This window comes from Lapidilactobacillus luobeiensis (genome assembly GCF_024345205.1).
Lineage (GTDB): Bacteria > Bacillota > Bacilli > Lactobacillales > Lactobacillaceae > Lapidilactobacillus > Lapidilactobacillus luobeiensis.
Map to the genome: position 1 here is coordinate 1 of NZ_BROC01000026.1, position 25547 is coordinate 25547.

At 46.5% G+C, this 25547-nt stretch carries 19 protein-coding genes; 7 read left to right on the forward strand and 12 right to left on the reverse strand.

Features of this window, described 5'->3' with window-relative positions:
- The first annotated feature begins 340 nt into the window (after window positions 1-340).
- Window positions 341-985, forward strand: coding sequence for a ribulose-phosphate 3-epimerase (rpe, locus tag OCU21_RS08705; protein ID WP_261807026.1), 645 nt, complete (start codon window positions 341-343; stop codon window positions 983-985).
- 240 nt (window positions 986-1225) lie between these two features.
- Window positions 1226-2161 carry a ribokinase gene (gene rbsK / locus OCU21_RS08710; protein ID WP_261807027.1) on the forward strand — a complete coding sequence of 312 codons (936 nt, stop codon included), beginning with the start codon at window positions 1226-1228 and terminating at the stop codon, window positions 2159-2161.
- A 146-nt stretch (window positions 2162-2307) separates the two neighbouring features.
- Here rbsK and OCU21_RS08715 read toward each other — a convergent pair whose 3' ends face one another.
- The 12 genes from OCU21_RS08715 to OCU21_RS08770 all read right to left on the reverse strand — a co-directional run bounded on the left by OCU21_RS08715 (window position 2308) and on the right by OCU21_RS08770 (window position 18843).
- Window positions 2308-4017 (reverse strand): lectin-like domain-containing protein, encoded by a 1710-nt coding sequence (locus OCU21_RS08715; RefSeq protein ID WP_261807028.1) that lies wholly within the window; start codon window positions 4015-4017, stop codon window positions 2308-2310.
- A gap of 389 nt (window positions 4018-4406) precedes the next feature.
- Complete coding sequence (locus tag OCU21_RS08720) at window positions 4407-5006, reverse strand: WxL domain-containing protein (RefSeq protein WP_261807029.1); 600 nt, start codon at window positions 5004-5006, stop codon at window positions 4407-4409.
- A gap of 144 nt (window positions 5007-5150) precedes the next feature.
- The gene (locus tag OCU21_RS08725; protein WP_261807030.1) at window positions 5151-7376 is read right to left on the reverse strand and encodes an L-type lectin family protein; all 2226 of its coding nucleotides are present in this window, start codon (window positions 7374-7376) and stop codon (window positions 5151-5153) included.
- Between the two features lie 578 nt (window positions 7377-7954).
- On the reverse strand, window positions 7955-8623 hold the full coding sequence (locus OCU21_RS08730; RefSeq protein WP_261807031.1) for a WxL domain-containing protein: 669 nt from the start codon (window positions 8621-8623) through the stop codon (window positions 7955-7957).
- 495 nt (window positions 8624-9118) lie between these two features.
- Window positions 9119-11326 carry a lectin-like domain-containing protein gene (locus tag OCU21_RS08735; protein WP_261807032.1) on the reverse strand — a complete coding sequence of 736 codons (2208 nt, stop codon included), beginning with the start codon at window positions 11324-11326 and terminating at the stop codon, window positions 9119-9121.
- A gap of 271 nt (window positions 11327-11597) precedes the next feature.
- On the reverse strand, window positions 11598-13877 hold the full coding sequence (locus OCU21_RS08740; protein ID WP_261807033.1) for a WxL domain-containing protein: 2280 nt from the start codon (window positions 13875-13877) through the stop codon (window positions 11598-11600).
- A gap of 79 nt (window positions 13878-13956) precedes the next feature.
- The gene (locus OCU21_RS08745; RefSeq protein WP_261807034.1) at window positions 13957-15024 is read right to left on the reverse strand and encodes a WxLIP family cell surface protein; all 1068 of its coding nucleotides are present in this window, start codon (window positions 15022-15024) and stop codon (window positions 13957-13959) included.
- A 98-nt stretch (window positions 15025-15122) separates the two neighbouring features.
- A complete protein-coding gene (locus OCU21_RS08750) occupies window positions 15123-15806 on the reverse strand; it encodes a WxL domain-containing protein (RefSeq protein ID WP_261807035.1) in 684 nt (227 codons plus the stop codon).
- A 31-nt stretch (window positions 15807-15837) separates the two neighbouring features.
- On the reverse strand, window positions 15838-16440 hold the full coding sequence (locus OCU21_RS08755) for a WxL domain-containing protein (protein ID WP_261807036.1): 603 nt from the start codon (window positions 16438-16440) through the stop codon (window positions 15838-15840).
- 96 nt (window positions 16441-16536) lie between these two features.
- Window positions 16537-17130, reverse strand: coding sequence for a WxL domain-containing protein (locus OCU21_RS08760; protein WP_261807037.1), 594 nt, complete (start codon window positions 17128-17130; stop codon window positions 16537-16539).
- Between the two features lie 16 nt (window positions 17131-17146).
- Window positions 17147-17494, reverse strand: a complete 348-nt coding sequence (locus tag OCU21_RS08765) for an EF2685/EF0750 family sortase-dependent surface protein (protein ID WP_261807038.1) — start codon at window positions 17492-17494, stop codon at window positions 17147-17149.
- Window positions 17495-17850: 356 nt separating this feature from the next.
- Entirely contained in the window at window positions 17851-18843 is a 993-nt protein-coding gene (locus OCU21_RS08770; RefSeq protein WP_261807039.1) for a LacI family DNA-binding transcriptional regulator, read from the reverse strand.
- A 210-nt stretch (window positions 18844-19053) separates the two neighbouring features.
- On the opposite strand from OCU21_RS08770, the gene OCU21_RS08775 reads away from it, so the two are divergent.
- The 5 genes from OCU21_RS08775 (at window position 19054) to galE (ending at window position 25517) form a co-directional block, all read left to right on the forward strand.
- Window positions 19054-20364, forward strand: coding sequence for an ABC transporter substrate-binding protein (locus OCU21_RS08775; protein ID WP_261807040.1), 1311 nt, complete (start codon window positions 19054-19056; stop codon window positions 20362-20364).
- 109 nt (window positions 20365-20473) lie between these two features.
- Window positions 20474-21355: a carbohydrate ABC transporter permease gene (locus OCU21_RS08780; RefSeq protein ID WP_261807041.1), complete on the forward strand. Its 882-nt coding sequence runs from the start codon at window positions 20474-20476 to the stop codon at window positions 21353-21355.
- Window positions 21352-22194: a carbohydrate ABC transporter permease gene (locus OCU21_RS08785; protein ID WP_261807042.1), complete on the forward strand. Its 843-nt coding sequence runs from the start codon at window positions 21352-21354 to the stop codon at window positions 22192-22194. The genes OCU21_RS08780 and OCU21_RS08785 overlap by 4 nt, the downstream gene beginning before the upstream one ends.
- A gap of 4 nt (window positions 22195-22198) precedes the next feature.
- Complete coding sequence (locus tag OCU21_RS08790) at window positions 22199-24394, forward strand: alpha-galactosidase (RefSeq protein ID WP_261807043.1); 2196 nt, start codon at window positions 22199-22201, stop codon at window positions 24392-24394.
- A 130-nt stretch (window positions 24395-24524) separates the two neighbouring features.
- The gene (gene galE / locus OCU21_RS08795) at window positions 24525-25517 is read left to right on the forward strand and encodes a UDP-glucose 4-epimerase GalE (protein WP_261807058.1); all 993 of its coding nucleotides are present in this window, start codon (window positions 24525-24527) and stop codon (window positions 25515-25517) included.
- Window positions 25518-25547 lie beyond the last annotated feature (30 nt).

The window sequence follows — 25547 nt, forward strand, 5'->3', positions numbered from 1 at the left end:
TTGAGATTCGCGTACTTGGCGAAGCTCAAAGTGACGCCCACAGCGAGCTCACCCCGAACCACGCAGTGGAAGTTACGACCAAGATACAGGAGCCGAAGCACAGCGAGCTTGCCCGCCACACGCAACGCAGACCGCGGCCAACAGCCATCACAGCAAGCTCACCCCGAACCACGCAGTGGAAGTTACGACCAAGATTGAAACGGTACAATTGCCCGCAGCCAATATGTGTCAAAATCAGTTGTAACCAACCAATATTTTTTCAAAAAGCGCTTGCAATTGACCGCTGAACTAGCATAAGCTGAGAGTAGTTCTTTAACTTTAGTTTGATGGAGGAATTATCATGCCAATTATTTCACCTTCATTGCTGGCCGCCGACCTTTTTCAGATCGGTCAGCAGATCAAAACGATCGAACAAACGGATGCGCGCTATTTACACGTTGATATCATGGATGGTCATTACGTTCCGAATATTAATTTCGGTGATAAGATCGTTGGCGAATTGAAGCAACATACCGACTTGACGCTGGATTGCCATATCATGGTCGATCGTCCGGAGCAGGTAATTGTTGATGTGGCAGCGGCTGGCGGGGATCTTTTGACCTTTCACCCAGAAACTTCGCAACATCCTTATCGTCTGATCCAAGAGATCCATCGTTTGGGTAAAAAAGCGGGGATCGCTTTTGATCCGGGGATCGCGTTGGACACTTACGCGGATTTGTTACCATTGGTCGATCAAGTGCTGGTGATGACCGTCAGTCCGGGATTTGGCGGGCAACATTTCTTGGCGCCGATGGTCGATAAGGTTGCGGCGGCCAAACAGATCCGTGACGATCGTGGTTATCATTATGATATCGAGGTCGATGGCGGCGTCAACGCGACCACCGGACAACAATGTGTCGCGGCCGGGGCCAATGTTTTAGTCGCCGGATCTTACGTTTTCAAAGGTGATATCAGCGCGAATATCAAATCATTAGCAGTTTTATAAAAAGAGTGCGTAGAGGTGCGATCAGACCGTGAGCATTAATTTATCTGATTGACTAAGCCGCAAAGCGGATTGGGCAAGCAGATACTTTAAGGCGCAGCGGTCTGCACCTCGTAACACGTTTCAAATAAGAGCGCCTAAAATAAGGGGCTGGTGGCGGGGTCGAAATTGACCGCGCTTTTTGGTCAGAAGTGATTTTTGGCGTGATGAGCTTTGCGAATACGGGAAAATGAGGTTGGAGAGATGACGAATAGAGTAACGGTATTGGGCAGTATCAATGTTGATCGAATCCTGCACATCGAAAAACTACCGCGCCCCGGTGAAACGATCAAGATGAGTCAATTGGACTTAGCGGCTGGTGGAAAAGGGGCCAATCAGGCGGTGGCGGCGGCTCGTTCCGGTGCGGCGACCACTTTTATTGGCGCGATCGGTGCTGATGCCGAAGGTGAAATGATGTTGGCCAAATTGGCGGCCGAGAAGATCGACGTTACTCAGGTGGCCCAAGACGCGGACGCGGTAACTGGTCAAGCGTATATCTTGTTACAGGCTGGCGGACAAAACTCGATCGTCATCAACGCGGGCGCTAATGCCCAAGTCTCAGCGGCGCTGGTCGAGAAAAGTTCGGCGGCGCTCAGTCAGGCTGATTTCGTGATCACCCAATTTGAAACACCAGTAACCGCGGCGGTCGCTGCCTTCACGCAGGCACGGGCGCAGGGAGTGGTGACGATCCTCAATCCGGCGCCAGCTAGTGAACATTCCGAAGACGACCTGTTGCGTCTGACAGACGTGATCGCGCCAAATGAAACTGAAAGCGAACGTTTGACGGGGATCAAGATCACTGATGACACAACATTAGCCGCCAGCGCCGCTTACTTTCATCAGCGGGGTGTTAAGGCGGTGATCATTACCCTAGGCGAGCAGGGCGCCTTTTTCTCTTACGCCGGTCAGCAACAACACTTGCCCGCGTTCAAAGTTGCAGCAGTCGATACCACCGCGGCTGGTGACACCTTTATCGGCGCGATGGCGGCGCGGTTGAAACCGGATCTAAGTAATTTGCCAGCTGCGATGACCTACGCGAGTCAAGCGGCCGCGCTGACCGTTCAGAAATTAGGCGCGTTCCCCTCGATCCCGGCGACGGCGGCTGTCAATGCGTTCGCTGCCCGCCAAGGTGACTGCTGACTGATATGGCGTCATGAGCGCGTAGCTTCAAATCAATGGGATAAAGTCTCATCAACGTAAAAAACGCTGGTCAATGAATTGTGATCGTCCACAGCTCATTGATCGGCGCTTTTTAGTGTTCAATTTTTAGTGGTTATGGCGCGTGATCAAGGCGTATTGCTCAAAGTCCACGTGATCGTACTTTGATAATGGCCAGCGATCGCATTACTATTCAAATGCAGGAGGATACCTTGATCAGCGGCCCAATTCTGTTGCCATTGCCGCTCAGTAGTACTCACGATCGGCACGTTTGTATTTTCCAAGTTGGTGGTCATTCCGCTGTTAACAAAAACCAGATAGCCAGCGCTTCGGTTTTGACCATCAACGACGGGGGTCGCCTGAACGGCTAAAGCCCAACCAGTTGTGGCAAGGCGCCCATCAGTGACGGTGATCGTCCAAACACCACTACGCTGGACCAATTGAGAAGCGCCATTCAAGCGCGTGGTCAGAAAATTAACGCTGGGACTGACCACTAAACTTAATTCATTGGTCAAAACATTGATCGTGGTAGTTTCTGACGCGCTTTGATGACCGTAAGCATCGCTGATCGAATATTTTAGCTGATGTTGACCCAACGTTAACTCATCCTTAGGCAGCGTCACCGTAAAATCAGATGTTGAGGTCAACGGCACAGTTTGCTCAGCTTGCTTATCTAAGGCCCAATGCAAGGTCAAACCATCAGCCTCGTTGAAATCGCTGATCAGACTTGTCGGTTCGCCACTATTATCAGTACGTTGATAAGTGAAGCCGCCGTTTTCCGACCAATCCTGATTTTGCGCGACTTGGTTCGTTGCGGCTAAAGGCTTGGTGATCGTAAGTTTGCGATTGGTGTATTCTACGCCGGGCACGCTGATCAAGCGGATCTGGTTCTTCTGGTCGCCGGGCATGGCGCTGTTCGTCGCCCCAGTGAACCCCCAGTAGACCGAGGTGCCATTCAATTTGCTGGCGTCAATGGTATAAGAATTGGTAGTACTATTGTCAAGCGTTAGTGCCATAGTGCATTTACTAGTATCACTAGAATTATAAGTCCATTTTAGTTTAACATTATGCCAATTGCCATTGGTCAAATCGAGATTTCTAAAACGATTGCTAGCACCTTCAGCTGTTAGGGTGTTCGGAATAGTATTGCTAAAAAGAGCCATGAAGCTACTTCCAGTGGAAATGTCATTGACAGCTTGATAGACCTGAGGCCGTCCGGGGTAACTAGCCTCAAGGTGTTGACCGGCAGTACTAAATTTATAGTCAAGTGCAGCACGCTTAGTCATCGCGTTGTTGATCATTGTGTCAAACTCAAATGCCACAGAATTCTGGATAGCGGTTCCCGCCATCATGATTTGATCTTTGCTTAGGGAAGAGTCATATTCAAACTTATCGACCCCCCAAACGCCCAGCGATTGGCCGTCTAGTGTTTTCTCATAATGGGCGATGGCGTTGGCGCCATTGGCATCGTTTTGGAGGACGAAGGCCATGCCTTCATTGCCGCTGGTGCTCGTGCCGAAGTTGAGTTCGAATTCAAAAGTTTGATCTTGGGTCAAGTCGATTTTTTGGGTCGACCAGACAGCGCCGGTACTGCCGCCGTCAGTGTTGGTGTTGTTGGCGCCAGTGGTCAGCGCGATACTGTCGCTCTGAAAAGTCGCGTCATTGCTATGGCCAGTATCAGCCAAATTTCCCGCTTTTAGAAACGCGCTGGGATTGAGATAGTCGGTCGACGCGGCCTGAACGGGTCGGGCGACTAAAGCGGTCACTAATAGGGCGGTCCCCAATAAACCACCTAGAACGATGCGATAAAGTTGTGATAGTTTCTGTTGGTAGTGCATTGAACTTCCCTCCCCAAGGGTAATTCTGTCATCACACCTTAGTTCAATTATAAGGCAAGCGGCAATGATTGTTAAGAAATATCTGCTTACTTTTTGTATATTCTTTGAATAAAAATGGGCGAGTGGTTGCGCTGCCGGCTTTGCTAGACCAATTTATTTTTTTGCAATAAAAAAAGCGCCTGATCATTGATCGTGATGATCGACATCAGGCGCTTTACTAAATGATTGGTCGGGCGAAAAGTTATTTTGAGTTGGCAGCGCGCGCTGAGCCCTAGTTAGGGTCACAGCGCCACTGCTGGGGAGTTGTTTAAGTGAAGCAGTGGTGGTCTTGCTTGATCGGCGTTAGACTAAATTGTCATTGTCATTGATATTGACGATGTGGCGGCGTGTTAGTTGCCTGCTGGCGCTGCCGCTAAGGTCCAAGTGATCTGGGCGTTGTAATCGCCAGGAGTCACATTCGCTGGTAAGGTGATCGTCGCGCCGTTGCCAGTGTAGTCCGCGTTGAAGGTCCCGATACCGGTGTTGTCAGTCGCGAAGAAGACTTTCTCTTCAGCATCGTCCAAGGCGAATTCTTTGGCGTCCACAGAGATGTTTTGAATATCCGCAGTGTCAGCGGCGCTTTCACCGTACAATGCTGGTTTGTTGAAGCTTAACTTAGCGCCGGTCAATTCCTGGTCGCCGTTCATGAAAGCCGTCCGACTAGCAGATACCGACCAGCCATCGTTGAGTGAGACCCCAGCGTTGATCACTTGGAGGCTAGGTGTCACTGCCTTAGAAGTGAGGACTTGTTTCTTGCCGGTGATCTTAGCGCCAGAGAAAACGACGCTGGGTGTTTGGACCAATTGAACGCCGGCTTCATTTTTCTCCAGCTTGACGTTGGCCGTCGATTTGATATTTTGATCGGTCTCAGCGTGCGTCTTGGTGATACCCGCGCTCAAAATGCTAAGGCTCAGAACTGCTAATAAGGTAATTGTTTTGCTGAATTTCATATTTTCCCCCAAATGGTTGTCGAGTTGCTAGTGTCATTTTTAAAAAAAATCAAGTGTCAGGACGAGTCAGTGGCGACCGGTGTGCAACCGTTACTGCTGAAGATCGGGCAATAGCGCCACTGACCAACGATAACAATAATGGTGCTATGATTCTAAACTGGGATCGTCTTGCAAAGTCCAGATGATCTGACCAGAATAACTGCCAGCGGCGGCGTTGGCTTGTAAGCGTAAAAGGATCCCTTCGTCGGCCGACCACTGATCGGTGGCGATATTGATCGCCTCACGTTGCTCCTGGATTTGTTTCTGCGCGACGACCAGAGGATCTTTGAGGCTTTGTTCAGCCTTATCCTGCCGATAGACCAACTCGCCGGCGAGCGCTTGACCGTCAGCGTCCTTCAAAGGGGTCGCTTGCGCCAATAATTGCCATGACGTCACCCGCTCACCTTGTTGGCGATCATCAAAGACCTCCAATTCCCAGTCAGGTCGCCGCGACACCGTTTGCTTGGCACCAGTCAAGGTCGTATCCTTGAAGGCGACCGTCTCGGCGATGGTGCCGAAACGAAGCTGGCCCGACATTAAGATCACTTTGATCGTTTTCACGGGACTGTGGTTCGAGAATTTATCAACGAGACAGTAATTGAATTCGTTGATGCCCAGCTTCAATTGACTGGTATCCAAAAACTCACTGGCTAACAGGAAGCGACCATTTTGCTGCGATTGTTCACTGACCGGTTCATAAGGTAAGACCTGTCCGTTTAACGTCCGTTTGATCGCGAAGTCACTGTTCTCAATCGGTAAAGGCGTGTTGGGATCGGTGGCATTGGCGTAGGTGAATTCTCCGTAGATCTTGGGGAGCGTGTCATTTTGTGAGACATAATACTCCAAAGCCGCGTCATCAGTTGTCGTGAGTACACGTTTTGGTTCCAATGAGAAACGAGGCGTCTCCGTGCGCAGGCGTAAATGAGGATTGTTGAAAGTGGCCAGCGCCGGTTCAACGGTAAATTCCGCTAAATGTGGGTCAGCACGCAATTTGATGCTGAGTTCCACCGTATGATTATCCGCAGTCAACGGCTCGATCAAAGCGAAGTCCAACCACTGCTCACCGCTATTACGGTCAATGGTCAGCCAATTTTTTTGGATCGGTCGCACGGTCCCATTGTTGTGCGTGATGGTGCTGCCGTCTAAAAGCTTGGTCGTTAAAGGCAGATCCAATTTGATCGTGATCTTTTCCCATGGAAGTTGACTAGGGAGGTAATTCAAGCGATATTTCGCGGTCAAAAGATCACCGCTGTGGACCGAAGCGTTGTTGAAAACTTGCTCGTTCCGCGTTTCGTTGAACAACTCACTGCTGACAGCGCCCCGGACACCACCAGGGACCCGGTCAAGCATCAGTTCCGTCCGTTGGTAATTTCTCGCGGAAGTCGTACCGGTAAATCCCCAACGGACCCGACCATTAGCGCTATTGAAAACACTGACGTCGATCGGGATCGCCTGACTTTTGAAATCTGGCTTCAAGGAGCCATCCAATTGTTGATCGTCCCAAGAGAAAGTCATCATTTTGGTCGTTGGATCCCAGACCAAGCTGACGTGCCGCCAATTACCATCAGCCATTGGCGGATCTTGAGCCAAGATCGTTCCGTGGTTCTGGCTGAAATAGTAATATTTATAGAAAAAAAGTGAGGTGTACTTGTGGGACTGATAACTTTCGTGACGCGCGGGATAATCAGCGGCGATGTGCCGACTGGCTTGCGTTGAACTGAGCCCGAGATCAAAAGAATTACCATTACCTGCTTTGGAACCAGAAGCGATATTGCCATGATTGTCAAACTCCAACGCCCAGCTCCGTTGGATCGCGGTCAAGGCCAAAATCTGCGGATCAAAGAGACGATCGTCCAGATCAGCGCTCCAGACCCCTAAACTTTGCCCACCGATCACCGGTTGCCCTTGATAACTAGTGATTGCCTGACTACCACGAGAATCGTTCTGTAAAACAAAAGCCAGACCTTCACCAGGCTGACGGGATAAAGATTTCCGATTTAGCCAAAAACCCAGATGCGTTTCTTGATTTAAATCAAAATAGGCATCGTCCGTTGACCAAACCGCGCCGGTCTGAGTTGGTCCAGTAGTCAGCGTGATCGTACTTTGCCGCTCAGCGGTCGTCACCTGCGCCTGATTGCCACTGAACGTCTGTGCTTGCCCGTTGATCAAGACCTGACTGAGATCGACGCCAGTCGGCTTGGTGACATTACTGGGCAAAGCCGCACCGCGAACGATCCGCTGCTTGATCCGTCCCAAGAGCAAAAGTCCCCCCAGCGCGATGAGCAAAATCAAACTGATCCGCAAATGCGTTCGATGTGTTTTTTTGAACATTGCCGCGACCTCCTTCAAATGATTGACTGTGGAAAATGATCGTCCCACTAACGAGCAGCAATAAGAATTATACATAATCGGACTAGACCTGTAAATAATTTTGCGTAAAATATTTTTTCTTTTAGTTACTTCACTAAAGCCTTTTTGATAGGTTATTGCTGACATAGCGGTATTTACTAACCGAACGAATGACAAATATGTGATTATCTAATGGATATTTTAACTAATAATTATACGTTTAAATATTCAAACCAAGCACAACTGATTTAGCGTTAATGCTCAAAAACCTTGCGGAGAAACATTGGGCAAATGTGAAAAATCAGAGTGTGAAGCGCAACGGGTTGACTTTAAGCATTAACCTAGCACTTGTTTTGAAAGCGCACCTTGCTTTCGGAACAATTGCGTAGTTAAGCGCAGAAAGTAGTCAGCGCAACACAGCGCAAAAAACACGAGACGCCGTTAGGCAATCTCGTGTAATGGGTTATGCTTTTATTTAAATGACGATCATCAAGTCTAAGTTATGGGAGTAACTAAACGGCGCGATCGCCAGTTAAAAACGAAATGATAGGTGGAACGAATTATTCGCCAGGAGTAGTGCTAGGCGTGTTCGTCAATTCCCAAGTGATATCTGCAGTATAGGCAGCAGCAGTCGCACTGGAAGGAACCGTTAAATGGATCTTGTCCAATCCGTAAGTTGCTGTATAGGTACCAACACCTGTTCCTGATGTGGCAGAAAAGATCAATCCATTCGCGTCACCTAGAGTAATACTGTTAGTTGTTACGCCCTTGTTGTTATCGAGATCTGGATTATTAACCGCTGTATCTGTATCTTTATTTTCAACAAGACCAGAATCAAAACTTAACGCCGCACCAGTGAGTGTCTTTGCTTTATCAGTAGTTTGAAAAGCACTAGCTTTAGCATATACATTCCAGCCACTAGTGAAACCAGGATTAATGACTTTGATTGGGCTATCTATTTCCTCGGCATTATATGTTTTGTTCGCACCAGTTAAAGCATTTGTCCCAAAATTAATCGTTGGTGCCGAAACCAGTTGGATAGTATTAGGTTTATCAGGATCCACGGGATCCTGCGTTGTCAATTCAATCTGAGCGGTTGTTTTATTCTCTGGAATTGAGCTGCTAGTACCAGGATTAGTAACATCCTCCGCATGAGTTGTTGCTACGCCGGTCGAGAGAACGCTAAGTGCTAAAACAGTTAAAAGTGTGATTGCTTTGTTGAATTTCATGGTTATTTCCCCCAATTTCTTTTGTCTGTCCAATAGTTGAATAAACTTGAAAGCTAAGTCAATCTTCACACTCGAGTACTTCTCATTCCCCAATAAGTTCAAAACCTAATCGAGTGATTCATTTGAATTAACTTTGTTGATGACCTGTTTTAAATCCTTACTTCTTAACTCACCTATACCATAACACATTCATTTAGAAAATGCACGCAAAAAAGTCATAATTACTTCACTTTTTACGAATTATTTTATTTAAAAATAGACAAAAGATGATTATGAACTATATATGAATAAATTGTGAACTAATTTAGACAAAAGGACACAGAAAGCCCATTAAAGCCCTTTTTTATTTAAAAAATATGGATAAACCGTTTACGTAAAAGTTGTATATTACGGCCTGAGACTATTCAATGAAACTAATTTGGAGCAAAAGTTATTGATCACAACGAAAACCAGCAAAAACGAGGACAGGTAAACCAATTTATAATGAGGACGCTTTTACGCGACGAGCCGACTTTCGGGACCGTCCTGCAATGTCCAAGTGATCTGCCCCGAATATTGACCGGCGATGGCGTTGCTGTGGACCTTGAGCAAAATACCATTATCGGCCTGCCACAGGTTTTGCGGGATCCGCGTTAATTGATTACCACTAGTGGTGGTGTTAGTGGCGACGATGGTGGGCGTACTCAGGGACTGCTCCTGATCGTTTGCTCGATAGACCAGTTCGCCAGGCAATCGTTGCCCGTGGTCAGTCGTCAGGGGTGTGGCTTGGGCCAACAATTGCCAGCCGATAGTGCCTTGGTTGAAGATCCGACCGTCGACCACTTCCAGCGCCCAATTGTCAGCGCGCACAGCCGTCTGAGTCTGGCCGGTCAGTCGTAACGGCCGAAAAGAACTTTGCTGCGCGATCAGACCGAAACGCAAGCTACCGGTCAAAGACGTGATCGTGATCTGTCGTTCGGCACTGTAGTTTTTGAATTTATCGGCCAGCCGATAAGTGAACGTGTTCTTCCCTAAGTGTAGCTGCTGTAAAAAGCCAGCGTCCGCCCACAGCTGATAATGTCCTTGGTTCCCACCATGACTAGGCAAAGTGATCGGCGGTAATGATTGGCCATTCAAAGTACATTCCATGAAGAAACCTTCATTACCTGCTAGCTGGCGAGGCTGGTCGGGCGTCTCGCGATTATAGTAGCCAAACTGACCTTGCACCGGAGTCAGCGGTTGCTCAGGGGTCACGAAATAACTGTCGGCAGCGGGATCACTCAGCTTAAAAAAGCGATTGGGATCAAGGATATAGGCGGGGATAACGGCATGCCGCTTTAATAAAGGCGTCTCGAAATCCGCGATCGCAGGCATGATGGCTCTTTCTTCCTCGAGACCTTCTACTTTGAGGTCGATCTTGATCGTGACTTGATCATTGCTTGAATCTAACTGCTGGGGCAAAACCAGGTCGAACCATTGAGTCTTGTCATTGTCATCAGTGTGCAGGGCTGTGGCTGGGAGCGCGATCGTCGTGCCATTGCGATAAATGATCTGTGCTTTTTGGAAATCAGCGTCAAAGGGTAAGTAGATGGTCGCGTGGATCTGCTGCCAAGGTAAGGTACCAGCTTCGTAAGTCAATTGGTGGGACAATTCCAGCAAGTTGCCACCGTGGACGGAGTCGCCATTATGAACGATCTTTTCCGTTGTTTGATTGACCAGTTGGCTGGTGACCTTGACGTGGAGACGCGGCGCTTGATCGACGATGATCTGGGTCCGCTGATAGTTACTACTTGGGTCAGTCGTACCGGTGAAGCCCCAGCGCAGATGACCGTCGCGACTATTGAATTTATGCGGATCGATCTTGATGGTTTGCGGTCGCAAGGGACCGGCTTGACCATGGTCATCCCAGAAAAACGCCATTTCGTTCGCATGCGGATCCCAGCGAAGCGTGACATGATGCCAAGCGCCATCAGCCAAATTCACTTTTTGTTGCAGGATCGGATCGTGTTTTTGGCCGAAGTAGTTACCGCTGCCGAGAAAATGAGTGTGCCTAACATAGGTGCTGGCTTGGGCGGGATAGTTAGCGGCGATATGATCATTACTCAAGTCAACGGTGTTATTGCTGTTTTGGCTCTGATCAGCGTTAAGATCAAAGGCGTTGTTACTGAAACCGCTGTTGGACTGACTATCGAACTCCAAGGCCCACGAGTTCTGGACCGCGGTTTTGGCGAGTAGGGTGGGATCGGTGATGCGGCTATCTTGATCCGCCGCCCAAACCCCTAGACTTTCACCACCACTCACTGGTTGATCATTGAAACTGGTGATCGCGTGGGCGCCGCGCGGATCGTTTTGGAGGACGAAGGCAAAACCTTCCCCGGCGGCGCTATAGAGTGAGAGATCCTGACAATTGAACCAGAAGCCGATCGTCGTCGCCTCATTGAGATCAAAATAAGCCTGATCACTTGACCAGACCGCGCCGGTTTGTTGCCGAGCGTCGGTCAGTGTGATCAGACTGGTTGGATCCGTGTCTGACCGCGTCGAGACACGAGCGCTATTGTTGGCAAAAGTCGCCTGCGGATCAGCAGTTAAGACCCTGTTGAGGTCGATACCAGTGGGACTTGTCGCGCCACGGACGACTTGTGCCTGCCCCCAGCCTAAATAAAACATCATCAGGAAAATCACACTGACGATCTGCTTGGCTTTTAAATTCGATTTTTTGATCATTTTTCTCCCTCCGGATCAATTCAGATTAAAGTTCGCCATGCTTTCGTTAGTGAGCTTATTTAACCATAGTATACAAGAAATCGGCGGTGGAAACGCTTAGTTATCAGCGATTGAACGTCTATTCTTGACGAATTTCCAGCAGAAAGAGACAACCAGATCGCGCCAGAAATGAACCTTGATCAGAGCGGGTGTTCGGAAGTAACGGGCCGGTCTGACGAGCGCAAAAAAACAACGCTAGTTAGAAACTAACGTTGTTAAAGATCGTGCTTCCTTAATTAGGCGTATCAGCTAAAAGCCATGTGATCGTACTACTGTAAGTACCGCCGACCGCCGCGGAACTGATCTGGGCTTTAATACCGCCGTCAGCTCCCCAAGCGGTAGAGATATCCTGACCTTCATCAGCGCTTGGCGAGGTGGTCGCGGCCTTAGTCGCGATCGTCAATGCCGGTTCTGTACCAGTGTTCGGCAAAATAGTTTGTTGCTCACCATTGATAAAAACTAGATTACCCGCATTGGCGCTCAAGGAACTCTCAGTTGGTTTAAGCGGTGTTGCAGTCGCGCTCAACTTCCAGCCTGCGCCGGTACCGCGCATATCGCTGACCACGACAGACCAATCATCAGCTCGATCGACCAACATCGTCGCCCCAGTCAAGCGAGCATCGGTAAAGGAACTGGCGGTATTGACTTTGAGTTCAAGAATACCATGGACAAAAATCTGTGTAGTTGCTAATGTTCCTATTCGTCCATCATCATCTTTAGCCGTGATTTTGAGAGTATAATTTCCTGGACTATCAAATAATTCTTTGGGGATCGTGATTTTGAATTCACCACTATCGCCGTTAGGTCCTTCATCCCAGACAATTTTATCTTCTGGGATCGCTTGATCTTTTCCTGTCGCATTGTTGTGCAAAACGGCGGAAAGTGTAAAGACATTATTAGTGATTTCTCCGACGGGATTTTCCTCATTTGGATAGTAGTAGCCAACAGCATAGCTTGGATCGAGATCGACCGTCACCGGAAAATCAACATTGAATGTTTTGGGAGTATTACTGAGAGGAATACCAAAAATTTTAATCTGTTTATCTTCGAGAATGGTGTATCGGGGTGCGGTGCTATTGGTCATGAAATTGGTGCCAACGAACTTATCATCTTGAGCAACGATAGTCGTATTAACCCCTTTAACAACACCCTTGAGTTCAATAGTTGCTCCTAACATTGTCGGACCAAGGTTTTTGGATAAGGAATGTTTTAAGGCTGTATCGGTGGTTCCATTATAGGTTAATTCACTAGCAGGGATAGACTCAACCGAGTTATCTGCGTAGGTGATTTTTCCTGAAGTGAATTGAATGTTTTTATTCAAAGTAATGCCAGTAACAATATTTTGCCAAGTCGTATTACCATGGTCATAGTCCAACTTGTAGGTGTAGGTCAATTCATCACCAGGAAGAACTGTGGAACCAGTAGAGATGACTTTATTGTTTTGAGAATCATCTGTGATTTTTAAGCCCGCGGTAGCATTGACCAGACTGGGTAGGGATTCAAAAATGACCATAGCTGTTTCAGATTTAGCACCAGTCGAACCTGTGAAGCCCCAAAGCATTTTTGATCCTATGGGCTGATCAGCCATTGTCCAATCAAACTTAGACGTTGTGGCAGAAATCGCTTTGCTAGGAGTGGGCAATCCCGTAACAGGATCTTTATCGTTGAAAGAATAAGTAAACTTTTGAGTAGTAGGATTCCATTCAAGAGAAAAATGGTGCCAGGTTCCATCGACAATTTGATTTTTAGGAATGCTGACTAAGTCTTCGTGTTTCATATAGAAATTCCAAGCTTCATCTCTGTTCCATCCTACCCATAATGGGTAACTATCTGCACGAATGAAAGAGCTCTCTCGATATGGATACGTTGTCGCAATATGTGGACCGGGCACGTTTGCGTTAATGTCAAAAGAATTCTCTCCACCTGTTGACACTGGAGCGCCTAAAAGACCAGCAGTTGTTTGTACATTGTTCAAGTTAGTATCAAATTCAAATGCCCAGCTATTCTGAACCGCTCCGGCTTTAATAACGTTGGATGCGGAGGTAGTCTGATCAACACCACTCCCATAAACACCTAATGATTGCCCTTTGGCACCAATTGCGCCGATACCACGAGGATCATTGTGGAAAACTATCGCCATCCCATCGGCAGGATCAGGATTACTACCAAAGAAAAGCCACATTGACGCTTTTTGTGGGGCGCTGAAGTCCCAGTAAGCGGTGGGGTTATCTGGATTTGACCAAATACTACCGACTTGGTTGAGTCCATTTGTTACAAGGACTGCTTGTGTTTGCTTGATAAGATTTGCGTTCTGAGTATCAACGATCTTTGCGATATTGGTTGTACCAGCAGGTTTGCCAGTACCCGTTTTAAATAAATCGCCATTTGCATCACTTAGCATAATACCTTGTGGCGCTGTTTTTAATGCGTTAGCGTAATCTGCAACATCATTATTTGTTGCTGCTCGTACTATCCGGCTGGTTACCCCCAATGGTAACAGGCCGGTGATCAACGCCGCGACACTGAGTAGGCTCAATAGGCGGCGGGTTGTTTTTTTCTGAAGTCGTTTCAAGCTGATCCCCCCTCATCGGTTACTTAGGCTCAGTCTGGTGTTTGTCGTCTTCGTCGTCCTTTTTCTTGCGGCGCATCAATAAGATGATCAGGAAGATCAGGAGGAGAATGATGATGACCCCGATCAAGATCAGCCAGATCGTGTAGTTTGGCTTCTCGGGTTCATCGACCGAAGTCTTATTCAACTTATTTGCTGCTGAGCTGGTGATCTCAAAATCTTTTTTGAAATTCCACTTGTATTTTTTGCTGTCAGCGGTGGCTTTCAAATAGAGTGTGTACTTACCAGGTTCAAGGCGGTAACTTTCATCGCCGATCGGTAAGGTGAAGTTACTATTTGGCGCCATGGCCATATTTTCTTTCTTGAGTGTTACGTATTTCTTGTCTTGGCCACGTTTGGTGATATAGGCGTTGACGGCGAAGTCGCGCATGATCGTTGGTTGATCATTCTGCAAAGTCGCGGTGATGTAGTTGCGATAATTGAATTGCTTGGGGCTGACCTTTAAGAGATGGAGATCAGGCTTGACCGCTTCTTGATCACTGTGTAACTGCAAACCGATCACATAAGCGAATTGGTTGGTGATCGTGACACCTTTCTTGCTAGTAGCTTTGTCATCGGTCTTCTGGGCGATGCGGACGCCACCAAGAATAACGCCGTTGAAAGTTTTAGCGGGACTTTTCAGCTTGATGTCGACTGTCGCGGAGGTGTTGGCCGGAACAGTGACTTTCTGTTTCGCGGAGACCAGATCCTCGATATTGTACTTCAGTGACTTATCCGCTTTGGCGCCATGATCGCTATAATCGATCACGCCGTTACGGTTGGTGCTGGCGCGATTGGTTTCCACGGTATAATCGTGGGCCTGACTATCTTGATTATTGATCCGTACTTGTAAGGTTTGTTCTGTATCCGGCTTGACCAATAGATCGAAGTAAGTCACTTTACTATTGGGCATTTGGTTGCTAGGCAACACCGCGCCAACATTGTATTTCAAACTCTCCGCCTGTGCTGTTTGCGCTTGTTGTCCGGTGACCCCCACGAAAGCCGCGAGCGCTAGCCCAATACTGAGCAAAACTTTCTTTACCTTCATCATGATTCTTTCCTCGCATTCCCCTGACTTTTTAAATACTATATACTTAATCTAACATAAAAAACGCAAAGTACCAGTGACGGCCACTTTGCGTTGCTAAATCAATTTGGCGCGTCTGATAAGGACCAATTCAAAGTACCAACATAATGGTCAGCTGGAACTTCTTGCGGTAGCGTCAAGTTTAATTTTGCAGGTTGTTTTTTATTACTGATACCTAGTACCCACAATCCGCGACCTTCAAGATCGCTGGCGCGGATCAGATTGACATAATCCCCGAGATAGATCTTCTGGGTGACGATCTGCGGCGCTTTACTAACGTTATCGCTGGTGGTTTTCAATGTCATCAAACTGCCTAAGTCTAGTTGACCACTCTTCAAAACAGTGCCGGTCTTTTCGCCAACGAGCAGGCCAGGCTTCAATTGTAAGACCCAACCCGTCCCGCTACCACGCTGATCCGTAACTTGGACCATCGCGTTCTGGTTGAGCAGGTCAGCGCTGATCGCGGTTTGCCGGTCTTTCTCACCGAAGTGAAGATTGCTGACGTAATCCAAGGAAAGTGATTCAGTGGAACCAGTACCCTTATTGCCAGGATCTTGATCGTCACCAGGGTAGGCCGTATCGGGATCTTGTGGATCGCGCGGATCAACGGGATCAGTCGTGCCACCACCAGATAATGGGATCGAAGCGTGACTATCAACGGCATCGCCGAGAACAGGACGCGGCGCCATCAAGAAGAGGGCGAAAACTGTGCCGAAAATCAAGAACAGTTTTGTTTTCCTAAGCATGTGTCGTCACCCTTTCGTGATCTGGTTGACTTTATTTAGCTGAGTCAGCTGAGTTGATCAGCGTCCAATTTAAGGTCGATTTGTAACTACCAGGCACGTTACCACCGAGAATGTATAAGGAAGCACTCTTGTCAGCCGTGAAAGATGTGTTCCATGTTCCGATACCATTACCAGCAGCAGCCTTAAAAATGGTGGTAGCCGACTCGTTGATCTTACCGTTAGTGAAAACAGGTTTGTTTTCATTATCAGCGGTACCAGTAGCAGGTGCTACCACCCCGTTCAAGGAAAGTTCTGCACCTTTTAATTCAGTGCTACCATTGAGAAATGGTGAACCACTCACTTGCACTTGCCAGCCGGCAACGTAACCAGGGTTAAGCACTTGCAAAATGCCTGTGCTGGTTGTATAAAGCGTTTGGTCACCACCATCAAGTTTGTTGGCGGCTCCAAAATCAAAATCAGGCGCTTCAGTCAGCTTCAGCGGATTGGTGTCCGTATCAGTTTCAAGCCCAACAGTTGCAGTAGTAGTGCCGCCTTTTCCATCTTCATTGATATCTGCGTGAGTCACTGCGCCTGAAGTCAAAGATAAACCAAGAAGCAAGGCGCCGATCGTTGTTAAAGTTTTGCTGAATTTCATGATTATTCCCTCCATAATCTTGAATGATGTTTTATGATTTTACGCTGATCCTTCCCCAAGGATCAGTTTTTGTTACCTGAAAATAATGGCTCATTACTATTGGTCAGGCGAGCTTTCCAAGGTCCAAGTGAGGACGGCGGTGTAGTCACCAGCCAAGTTGCCAGCTGGAATGCTAAGCGCGACTTGATCAACAGTATGATCTAATTTGAAAACACCGATCCCAGAGCTGGCCGGCGCGCTCATGATCAAAGCATCTTGGCTATTGACCGTGACCGGATAACTACCGGGCGCTCGAGAAACAGTTTCATTAGGCGTGATCGTCCCAGCGGCTAACGCTAGCGAAGCGCCTTTTAAAGTTAACGGGATCTGATCCGCGGTTTTGAATGTGGAAGCCCGTACTTTCACACTCCAACCATTAGGAATCCCGGGATTCTCGACGACCAACGAGCCGCCAACGTTACTAGCGTGATAAGTCTCGCCAGTAGCGCTAAGCTGTTGCGCATTGAAATCGTAATCGGGAACCTGGATCAACTTAATGGCCGCCGTTGAGTCTAGGTATAAGCCAACGCGCGCTGTTGAAGTTCCGCTTTGCCCATCAGCGGCGATGTCCGCGTGAACAGTCGCCGTAGTGGCAAGCAACAAACCGCTAAGCAAGGCGCTGGCCCAAACAATAAATTTATTCGCTTTCAAGTCGATCCCCCCTCGGTTATTTGCGTTCAGGGTGTCGGCGTTGATTGAGCTCGTGACCGATCCAAATCAGTAATAAGATAATCAGCAACAATCCCCAAAATAACATTGCTTGTTGCCGTTGTTCACTGGTCTGCGGCAAAATGATCCCGGACCAATCGATACCGCCATTTTGATCTGATGACGTGGTGCCACCATGATCAGTATCCGTTGTTGTGCTCGGTTTCTTCGAACCTTGCTCATCAGTCGCTGTGATCGTGATGTCATAATGACTTGTTGCCACATCAGCCTGCGCGATCTGACTAGTCGTAAAAATGATCCCCAAACAAAACATTAATAGAAGAAGCACAAAATTTCTTTTTCTCACACGACCCCCTCCTGTGAGTTTTGATAACTCTTTGCTAAATCAATCATAGCATATGTTCGCAAAAAATACACGTAAAATTCACTTTTTGTCGACATAAACCAATTTTATTTTTTTATTGATTCGATCAACGCCGCTTTATGGGCAATTGTGACTAAAACGTGACTATATAACGACTTATTTTAGCAAAGCCACTTCAAAAAAAGTGATTTCTCACTAAAAAATTAAGCCGGACCAATTCGATAACATTTATGTATATAAAAAGCGCTACGATTATGCATAAATCGAATAGCGCTCAAAAATAATTGGTTGAAAAATGAATTTTAGATTGGTTATTATCAGATCGGCGCGTTTACAGCTCAGCGCGAACTGGCTCGCAAAATCAATTTAGTGCCGACATTCAAATTGATCGGCGTTTCTCGCTCAGTTTCCAAACGATCCAGCAGTAATTCGACGCTTTTCTGGCCCATTAATTTGGTATCGACTTGGACGGAGCTGACTTGGGGACTAAAGTAACGCGCGATCGTGGTGTCATTAAAGCCGATGATGCTGACCCGTTCGGGGACTGCGATCTGCGCCTCTTGCAACGCGTGCAGTGCGCCGATCGCCAACGCATCATTAGCGGCAAAGAACGCATGGGGGAGATCCGCGCCTAAGTCTTGGATCGCCTTAGCCATCAATTGATGCCCAGAATCCACACTAAATGGTCCTTTCAAAACGAAATCAGGTCGCAACAATTTACGATCGCGCATGATATTGCGGAAGGTATTCAAACGTTGATCGGTCAATTTGAGGCGGCGATCACTGGTCAATTCTTCACCGGCGATCATGCCGATATCTTTGATGCCCAGATCGAGAAAGTGTTCGATGATTTTTTTGACCGGATAATGTAAATTAGGCGTCACGCTGTCGAAACCGAAGTTCAATGTATTGAAGTCCACGAAAACAGTGGTCAGCCCCGTTGCTTTGATCGCGACGATCTGTTGCGGGCTAAATTTACCGATCGCGATCATACCGGCGAAGTCCTTGGAAGCAGGCAGTTGTTGCTCCCGCGTGATCTGCTGCACCGCATAACCAGCCGCTTGGATCTTCTCCTCCGCGCCCATGCGGATCGATAGGTAGTAAATATCATTAAGTTCTTCTTGTTCGTTATACCAAGTCAGTAACGCGATTTTTTGTGGTGCTTTTTCAATGTGGCGTTTCTTCTTCGCGTAGTTCAGCGCTTCAGCGGCGGCAAATACCCGTTTTTTGGTTTCGTCAGTCACCGACAGATCTTGATCGTAGTTCAATACACGTGAGACCGTTGCTGGGGAAACGCGAGCACGTTCGGCGATATCTTTGATCGTTGCCATTATAAACCCCTCGCTTGTAGCATTTTCTTCATTATATAGTTATTTAGTAAATAATACAACCGTTGCAACCACAAGCGTTACCCCAAATAAATAATTTACTAAAATAAGTTGACAGCGCTTGCATGTGGGGTGTATAACTATGTTAGTAAATATTTACTTTATATTTTACTGGTGTACGACAATTCAGCTTTTGAAAGGGAGTAGTTTAAGGTGAAAGTTTGGGTAAAACGTGCTTTATTAGGCATCAGTGCAGTAGCATTGGCCGCTATTCTAGGAGCTTGTGGCAATAGCAAGTCAACTAGCTCATCAGGTACAAGTTCTAAGAAAGATGATTCTTTATTAGTTTGGTGCTGGGACGAAACTTATAACACTAAAGCAGTTAAGGATGCAATCAAGGTCTACAAGAAAGAGAACGGTGATCAAAAAGTTAAAGTCGTGACCATGTCACAAGATGATATCGTTCAAAAACTGAACACGGGCTTATCATCTGGTAGCACTAAAGGTTTGCCAAATATTGTTTTGATCGAAGATTATCGGATCCAAAGTTACTTGAAATCATATCCTGACGCATTTGCAGATTTGACGAGCATTTCTAAGAAGTCAAAATTCTCCGCTTATAAATCAGCGGTCAACCAAGTTAGTGGTAAGACTTATGGCGTGCCATTCGATAGTGGTGTTGCCGCAATGTTCTACCGGACAGATTATTTGGAACAAGCCGGCTATAAGGCCAGCGACTTGCAAAATATTACTTGGGAAAAATACATTGAGATCGGTAAAAAAGTTAAAGAGAAGACTGGTCATACCATGTTATCCCAAGATCCTAGTGATTTAGGGACTTTACGGATCATGATGCAATCAGCTGGTAGCTGGTATACCAAGAGTGATGGTAAGACCGTCAACCTTGAGAACAACAAGGTCTTGAAGCAAGCAATCACTGTTTATAAAGATATGATGGATTCTGGTATCGTTACTAAGGTTTCTGGCTGGGATGCCGGTGTTGCTGCTGTTCAAAAGGGTACTGTCGCTTCTGCACCAACAGGGGCTTGGTATTCAAGTACGATCCAAGGTGCTAAGGATCAAAGCGGGAAATGGGCGATCGCGCCAATTCCTCGGTTAGGTGCTAATAGCAAGTCTGTCAATGCATCAAGTATTGGTGGCGCAGGCTGGTACGTTTTGAAGGGTGTCGGCAATGTTAGTGGTGCCAAAGACTTCTTATCAAAGACCTTTGCATCTAGCGCGGATCTAATGAACGATTTGGCTAAAGATATTGGCGCTGTCAGCACTTTGAAGACGGCTAAGCAAGGTAGTAACTATAAAGCAGAATATCCATTCTACTCTAATCAAAAAGTTTTTGAAGACTTATTGAGCTGGTCAAACGAAGTGCCAGAAGTTAACTATGGTTTGAGCACTTATCAAATCGAAGATGTTATGAAAGATCCTGTTCAATCTATTTTGAAGGGTGAGAGTATTGATTCAGCACTGAAGCAAGCACAATCGCAAGCTGAAACAGCAGTTCAATAGTAATTTAAACTTTTAGTGGGACTCATCTTTAAAACAGTTTAACTCAATCCTTAGGAGTTACATTGTGATAAGGTGAGTCTTTTATTTAAAAATCTTGAGGTGATTTTCAGTGAAAGCAAAAACAAAAAAAACGCGTTTGGAGAAAAGTGGTTGGGGTTTCGTGACCCCAAGTGTGATCCTGATTACGTTGACGGTCTTCATTCCAATGATCCAAGCGTTGATCACATCCTTCCAAAGCGGTACACCAGCCAATATGCATTTTGTCGGTTTCCAAAACTATGTCACGATGTTTCATGACGCGACTTTTAGATCAGCGGCATTCAACACCTTGCTGTATTTAGTTGTTCAAGTGCCGATCATGATCTTCTTGGCACTGATCATTTCTTCGTTACTAAATGACCATCGGTTGAAATTCAGAGGATTATTTCGGACTGCGATCTTCTTACCATGTATCACGTCATTAGTTTCTTATTCATTATTGATGAAGTCGATCTTCTCTCCTGATGGCATTATGAATAAGATGCTCTTGTCGATCCATTTGATCAATGTGCCGATCCAATGGTTGACTGATCCGGTCTGGGCCAAAGTCTTGATCATTATTTCGATCACTTGGCGTTGGACTGGTTACAATATGATCTTCTTCCTATCCGGTCTGCAAAATATCGATGATTCGATTTATGAAGCGGCCGAAATGGACGGCGCTTCGAAGATCCAGAGTTTCTTCAAAGTGACGATCCCGATGTTAAAACCAATCATTTTATTTACAACGATCACTTCCACGATCGGGACGTTGCAATTGTTCGATGAAGTCAACAACATTACTAAGGGTGGTCCTGGTAATGCGACGACGACCTTATCGCAATATATCTATAATTTGAGTTACAAATATACGCCTAACTTTGGCTATGCCGCGGCAGTTTCCTTTGTCATCGTGATCGCCATCGTTATCTTGTCATTCTTGCAAATGAGATTAGGGAGAGAAAAACAATGAAAACTAAAAACCGAATCAGTAATTTCTTTAAATATTTGATTTTGATCGTTCTCTCGGTTATCTCAATTTTTCCTTTTTATTTCATGATCGTCGGCATGACCAATAAGACCATTGATATCAATACGGGTAAATTAACTTTTGGTGGCAACCTGATGACCAATCTACACAGCTTATTTGGAAGTGAGTTGGATTTCCCACGGGCTTTGTTGAACTCGGCGATCATTGCCATTGCAGTTACACTGTTGTCGTTAGCCTTATCATCACTAGCCGGTTACGGTTTCGAGATCTATCGGACTAAGACGACGGAAAATGTCTTCAATATTCTTTTACTCTCCATGATGGTACCTTTTGCGGCGTTGATGATCCCGTTATATCGGATGTTCAGTAAGTTAAGTAATACGCCGTTTCAAGTGGTGGGGATCAACACGTTCTATGCGGTCATCATTCCAACGATGACTACCGCGTTTCTGATTTTCTTCTTCCGCCAAAACGTTAAGTCTTTCCCAATAGACTTGATCGAAGCGGCCAGATTAGACGGCTTGAATGAATTCCGTATCTTTACGCGGATCTATGTTCCGGCTTCCAAGAATACGTATTCGGCTGCTGCCATCATTACATTTATGAGCGCTTGGAATAATTACCTTTGGCCATTAGTTGTTTTACAATCGCCAGATAAGCGGACGATCCCGTTGGTCCTGTCCGCGATGGGCGCTTCCTACACACCAGATTATGGCATGATGATGTGTGGTATCGTTATTTCGACATTACCGATCGCGATCCTCTTCTTCTTCATGCAAAAGAATTTCGTTCAAGGTATGTTAGGTTCGGTCAAGGGATAAGCAGATGATAAATTACGATGAGAAAAACAAAATTTTTCACTTGAGTAATGGCTCGATCAGTTACGTTCTGGGTGTTGATGAACATGGAATCTTGGAACATTTATATTTTGGCGCCGCCATTAAGGACTATCATGGATTACGAACTTATCCACGCGTAAATCGTGACTTTTCTCCAAATTTGCCTGATAGTCAAGATCGTCTATTCTCTTTAGATACAGTTCTTCAGGAATATCCGACTGCTGGAAATGGTGACTTTCGCGCGCCGGCGCAAAGTGTCCAGTTTGAAAATGGCTCGACCGTTACTGAGCTACGTTATGATCATTATCGGATCATTGCCGGTAAGCCGGGATTATCAGGTTTACCAGCAACATTCTCCCAAGAAAATGGTGATGCGCAGACTTTGGTCGTGACACTGATCGATTCTTTACAAAAGTTAGCTGTTGACTTGAACTATACGATTTTTAAGGATTCAGCGGCTTTGGTCCGTTCAACTAAGATCCGTAATCAAAGCGGACAGCTCGTCAAACTGAAACGAGCGCTTAGTATGAATCTTGATTTGCCCACAGCTAGTTATGATCTGATCCATTTGCGGGGTGCTTGGGCGCGGGAACGCAATATCGAGCGGGTTGCATTGCCACTAGGAACGGTACGTTTAGGCAGTAACCGAGGCGTTTCCAGCCATCAAGAGAATCCTTTCTTCGCTTTAGCTGAGAAGAAAGCCGATGAGCGTTCTGGCGCGGTTTATGCGGTCAATTTCGTTTACAGCGGTGATTTCGAGGCGACGATCGAAACTGATCCATACAAGCAATTGAGAGTTCAAATCGGTATTGATTCGGAACAATTTGAGTGGCCGCTTGAACCTAGTGCTAGTTTTCAGACACCAGAGGTCGTCATGGTATACAGCGCCACTGGTTTAACGACAATGTCACAAACATTTCATCAGTTCTACCATGATCATTTGATTCGGAGTCCCTATAAAGATCAAGAACGACCGATCCTATTGAACAACTGGGAAGCAACTTATTTTGACTTTAATGAGGCCAAACTGTTGGATTTAATGGATGCGGCCCAGAAAGTGGGTATCGAGTTATTTGTTCTTGATGATGGCTGGTTTGGCCAACGTGATAGTGATTTCACTTCATTGGGAGATTGGTTTGAGAATCGCCAGAAATTGTCTCATGGATTAAGTGGTTTGGCCGCCGCTGCGCATCAGCGTGGTCTGAAATTCGGTCTTTGGGTCGAGCCAGAAATGATTTCGCGGCAAAGTCGATTATTTGAGCAACATCCTGATTGGTATTTCCATATTCCGGGTCGTGGGGCGGCCTTGAGTCGGAGCCAGTACGTTCTGGATCTTACTCGTCCTGAAGTGCGCGCCAATATTTATGATCAGATAGAAGCACTTTTGAGTCAGGGCTTTATTGATTATTTGAAATGGGATATGAATCGGCCCTTAACTGATGTCTTTTCAAGCCAATTACCGGCAGATCAGCAAGGGACGCTCAAACATCGCTATGTTTTAGGACTTTATGAGTTGATGGAGCGTCTGATCAGTCAACATCCAGAGATTTTATTTGAAGCTTGCGCAAGTGGCGGCGGTCGTTTTGATCCTGGGATGCTTTATTATATGCCTCAAGTTTGGACCAGCGATAATACTGACCCAGTCGCTCGGTTGGCGATCCAGACAGGAACAAGCCTAGCTTATCCATTGAATACGATGGGTGCACATGTTTCTGCGTCACCGAATGAACAGACAGGGCGGCGGACTTCTTTGAACACGCGCGGTAATGTGGCCTTCTTTGGTGATCTGGGGTACGAGTTAGATTTAACTGAGCTTAGTACGTCCGAACTTGCTGAAATCAAGACTCAAATCAATTTTTATAAAAAATACCGTGCCCTTTTCCAAAGCGGCAAGTTTTATCGCTTAGATGGTCTGGATCCTGAAGATAATTATTATGCTTGGCAAGTGGTTTCCGCAAATCAAGAAAGTGCCGCAGCTCAAGTGACTAGAGTTCTAGGCAGCGCCTCAGAACCGTTCGCGATTTTGAGATTCCGTGGTCTAAATCCCAACTGGCGTTATACCCTAGATTCGTCAGAAACGGTTTATAACGGGGACGAATTGATGAATGCCGGAATTTATTTGAACTGGGTCAATAACGGTGATTTCGCAAGCAAATTATTTATGATCCAACGATTCTCGTAGAAAAAGCACTGAGATCAACAGCGATAGGCAAGAAATCGGAGTTGACCGGTTTGCATTTACTGCGGAAACGTGGTATAAAATATTTAGTAAATATTTTATTGTTTACTAAAACAATATGAGGTGATTGATGATGGCAATTATGGTAACAGGTGGCGCTGGGTATATTGGGTCGCACACGACTGATCGCTTGATCGAACAAGGTCAAGATGTTGTGGTCGTTGATAATTTGTTGACGGGGCATCGTGCGGCGATCAATCCTAAGGCCCGGTTCTATCAAGGCGATTTGCGGGATCATGACTTCCTCGATGGTGTTTTTGAACAGGAACAGATCACAGGTGTGGTTCATTTCGCCGCTAGTTCGTTAGTGGCCGAATCAATGGCACAGCCTTTGAAGTATTTCGATAATAACGACTATGGTTTTATCGTCCTATTGGAAACGATGATCAAGCATAATGTTAAAAAGCTGGTCTTCTCATCAACGGCGGCAACATTTGGTGAGGCTAAGGAAATGCCGATCACTGAAACAACGCCACAGGTACCAACGAATCCCTATGGTGAAAGTAAATTAGTCATGGAAAAGTTCGCGCATTGGGCTGATGTCGCTAATGGGCTTCGCTGGGTCGCGTTACGCTACTTCAATGTTGCCGGCGCCAAAGCGGATGGTTCGATCGGTGAAGATCATCGTCCCGAGACGCATCTGATCCCGATCGTTTTGCAAGTTGCGAGTGGCAAACGAGCGAAACTACAGATCTTTGGCGGGGATTATCCGACACCAGATGGCACGAATGTTCGTGACTATGTTCATGTGATGGATCTGGCCGACGCGCATATCTTGGCTTTACAATACTTGAATGCGGGCAATGATTCGAACGCATTCAATTTGGGTTCAGCGACAGGATTTTCAAATCTAGAGATCGTCCAAGCGGCTCGGAAAGTAACCGGCGCGCCGATCCCTTGTGAGATCGCTGGCCGGCGTCCTGGGGATCCTAGTACATTGATCGCGTCTTCGCAGAAGGCTCGCGACATTCTACATTGGGCACCAAATTATGATGATATCGAGAAAATTATCGCGACAGCTTGGACTTGGACGCAGAGCCATCCTGAAGGTTACGGAGACAAGTGACCCAAGTTGTTACGGATACGAGGGGTTTGA